This window comes from Candidatus Margulisiibacteriota bacterium (assembly GCA_041650635.1).
Lineage (GTDB): Bacteria > Margulisbacteria > WOR-1 > JAKLHX01 > JBAZKV01 > JBAZKV01.
Window position 1 is genome coordinate 1 of the sequence record JBAZKV010000047.1, and the last position, 3,319, is coordinate 3,319.

At 48.7% G+C, this 3,319-nt stretch carries 4 protein-coding genes; all 4 read right to left on the minus strand.

Annotation, left to right across the window (positions count from 1 at the left end):
- On the minus strand, positions 1 to 675 hold a 675-nt coding region (locus tag WC490_08090; protein ID MFA5098559.1), incomplete at its 3' end, for an IPT/TIG domain-containing protein.
- 2 nt (positions 676 to 677) lie between these two features.
- Positions 678 to 1,442, minus strand: coding sequence for a hypothetical protein (locus WC490_08095; protein MFA5098560.1), 765 nt, complete (start codon positions 1,440 to 1,442; stop codon positions 678 to 680).
- A gap of 54 nt (positions 1,443 to 1,496) precedes the next feature.
- A complete protein-coding gene (locus tag WC490_08100; GenBank protein MFA5098561.1) occupies positions 1,497 to 2,534 on the minus strand; it encodes a hypothetical protein in 1,038 nt (345 codons plus the stop codon).
- Between the two features lie 151 nt (positions 2,535 to 2,685).
- Positions 2,686 to 3,319: SdrD B-like domain-containing protein (locus WC490_08105; GenBank protein MFA5098562.1), on the minus strand; the 634-nt coding region annotated here is incomplete at its 5' end.

Here is a 3,319-nt window from a genome sequence, read left to right on the forward strand (position 1 = left end):
GCTTAATGGATCGGTCACCGTGAACTGGTCTGCCGCGCTTGTTGCTGAGGTCCCGTACGCGTTCGTTACTGTTATGTGATATGTGTTTGCTGTTAGTCCAGCAGGCACTGTCGCCGTTATCTGTGTTGCACTGTCAACTGTATATGTAAGGGGCGTTGTCCCCAGCTTTACCGCTGTTGCTCCGGTGAAGTTTGTACCTGTCACCACTACCGTTGTGGCCCCTGTGTTCACTCCCGTGTTCGGATTAACATTTGTTACTGTGGGTACCTGGGAGGAAGAATTAAGTACAGTAAATATATCCGCGGCTGTTTGGTCCGAAGTGCCGGATGGATTGGTGGCTGTTATATGATAAGCTGCCGGGGTAAGTCCCGCCTGTATGACCGCGGTGATCTGAGTTGCACTGTCTATATTAAAGGATGATACAGGGACCCCGCCAATATCAAGGGATGAAACATCGGAAAGATTGGTGCCCGTAATTACTACGGTAGTGGTCGAGTTGTTGTAACCGCTGGCGGGATCAACACTGGCTATAGTCGGGGACCCGTCGCCGCCTCCTATAGGTCCAGTGCCTATCGTAGTCCAGCTGTCGGCAGATGACATGCTGTAGAACATTGAAAAAAGTATTACAAAGACCAGAGAGGTCTTTAATGTTTTTGTTATGTATTTGCCGAACATCCTTATTTAACCTGTATCTTTCCCGAAAAGGTCTCTATTTTATCTTCGCCATAATCAAAGGCCAATATCACATCTTTTGCCCCGCGCGTCAAAATAACCTCGTTGTTATATTCGAGGGGATATTCTTCCTGCGGATAGGCCTTAAAAGTGGAGCTCTTTATCTTTTTCTCGATCTTGCCGTTCTTGCCGATTATCAGGATGGAGGGCCTTACATCATAATACACATTGCCTGTATTGACCGCTTTCACCTTGATGTTCAAAGTTCCATTATTATAGACCATTTTTGCGTCCCTAAGAGCAATGGCCGGGACTTCTGTCCCCTTGACCGTAAAGCGGAAAGGCTCTTCAATATTCATCTTTATGTTCAAAGTTATGTCATCCGGGCCCTGCACCTGTCCATAGTGGTAGGTATAGACCAGTCCGCCCCAGTAGCTTCCCTGCGCGTTTGACGGAACCTCTATCTTGAACTTAAGGTCTTTGCTCCCGCCAGCCGGGATGGTGAATTCATCCTGGCCAAGTTTTGCCAGTTTAGAGATGGACTGTTTTACGGGTTTTCCTTCTTTGTCCAGACCGTCTACAACGGCGGCTTTTACTTTTAATTCCTTGTCGGAGGTGTTGTCAAGGATGACCCCTCCTTCGAACACTTGCCCCTTAGACAGGTAAAGATCAACGGACGGCTGCCTCAAAAACAAAGAGGCCTGGCTCATTTGAAAAGCCAGCCCTAGATATATCAGGGCTATAACCGTTATTTCCGTAAATCTCTTCATGCCTTAATTACCTGTCTAAGGGAGGGGTTACCCCCTCCCTTAATAAACTAAAGATTAGTTTGCGGTCCTCTGATAGAGCCCTATATTTACAGACTTGCTGCCTGTCGTAGAAACTCCGACACCATTTGGCCAGACCGCGATAAACTGCATATGCAGATTTTCGGTCCTGTGGGATGCTGCCGTATTTGGCGCCGCGTAAACAAGACCTATCTGGCTTCTGCCGGTAATGACAAAGCCGTTGGCATTTGCTGACCCAGCCGTGTTCCTGTCGGTGTTGTAATAGATAACACCATCAGCAGGGATTGCAGACTGCGCCAGTCCCGGTATTCCGGACGGCGCAAGAGAGGCTCCCGTGGTGCCGGTAAGAAAGGCTTTGCCCTGCGCGGCTGTGTTGCCGGACATCAAAGGAAGTGTATTGAACATTGTCGGAGATGTCTCGCCCGGTTTTTTCACGCCCCAGGTGTTTTTGGCTATGCCGTTATTGTCATCCGTCCAGGCATACCATCTCATTGTCGCAAGGTTCGGGTCCTGTATATTACCAGTGGCCGGTCCTGCCGTCTGGGTTAACAGGTCCTTATCAGCATAAGCATAAACGGTCCACTGATAATTGGCCGCTTCCCAGTAAGGCGCCTGTACTGTAAGTCCGGTCTGGTAAAATTTTGCCGCATCTGTACCTGTAAGCCAGGTAGCGGGAGAACCTACTCCTGTTGCAGGATTGTTGGCCGTTCCCTTTACCCATATGGACGGAAAAGGGGAGGTCGCCTGCAGCGGATACAGTTTATAGGTCGATGCATGGTTCAGTATGGCTATCGACTTTCCTGTTACACTAGTAAGAGATGTAGGCGTATTTGTCCCCATCAGGGTCGCTCCTACAACAGCAGCCGTCTGGTCCGCGGATTGTAGATTGGTCAGGGCCAGGCTAAACATACCCGGAGTGCCTGCAAATTCATTAAAAACCCAGGCTCCGTTGGTATAGCCTACCGTCAAAACCGGATATCCTACCGGTATATCCCCTGATCCAGCGGCAAACACCGCCGAGGAGCAGGATACTGCTATTACAGCAGCAATAAGAACTAAAAATATTTTTTTCATGGATTTGTTTCCTTTCGTGGTTTTAGAATAGAAAAAGGATCCTTTCATGGTCATAGATAGAATCACCTCCAGTTGTATTTTTCCTTTTTTCCCTTCAATAGATTATCGTATGCATATCCTGCGGATTTCAGTGTTTTGCCTGACTGCGGTATTATTTCTTCTTAAGCCTAAAGTTGACCTCATAGGCAGCCTTGCCGCCGCGTTTGACATTTACGAACTTGGCATGAGTTGTGTCCGGCATAAAGTAGCCGGCGGGTATCGTGGCCTTAACGGCCGTTATCTTATTGACCCCGTAGTTTACATTCTTGAACACATACATCCCGTCGCTTCCAGTAACTGCCGTCCTGCCGCCTAGCCGCAGCTCTACTCCGGCTGCCCCCGTCTCTTTGCTGTCCTTTCTGCCGTTCCTGTTGCCGTCTATGTAGACATAGCCGTAAATAGCTTTCGGCAGTCCGAGTTTGAAGTCGGCATAGGCGACAGAGCCTTTTCTTACGATTACTTTGACGGAACTGCCTGCCGCGTTGTATTCTGCCGGCGCCGTATCTATGTCCATCGATATCATCTGCTCTCCCTGGCTCAGATCAAAGATCTCATAATTACCGTTGGCATCCGTAATTACGGAGCCGCCTTCATATAATATCTTTACGCCTTGCATCGGCTTGTCCATAGAGTCGAACACATTATTGGAATTTGAATCAAAGTAGACGCTGCCCCTTACGGACGGCTGCCCGACCACGCCAAAATCAGCGGTCTGTGTCGTTTTTGTATCGATCTCCCTTGGGTTT

Bases quoted from the DNA above. Each gene is read 5' to 3' on its own strand.
- WC490_08095 (MFA5098560.1), bottom strand. From the start codon at position 1,442: ATGAAGAGATTTACGGAAATAACGGTTATAGCCCTGATATATCTAGGG.
- WC490_08100 (MFA5098561.1), bottom strand. From the start codon at position 2,534: ATGAAAAAAATATTTTTAGTTCTTATTGCTGCTGTAATAGCAGTATCC.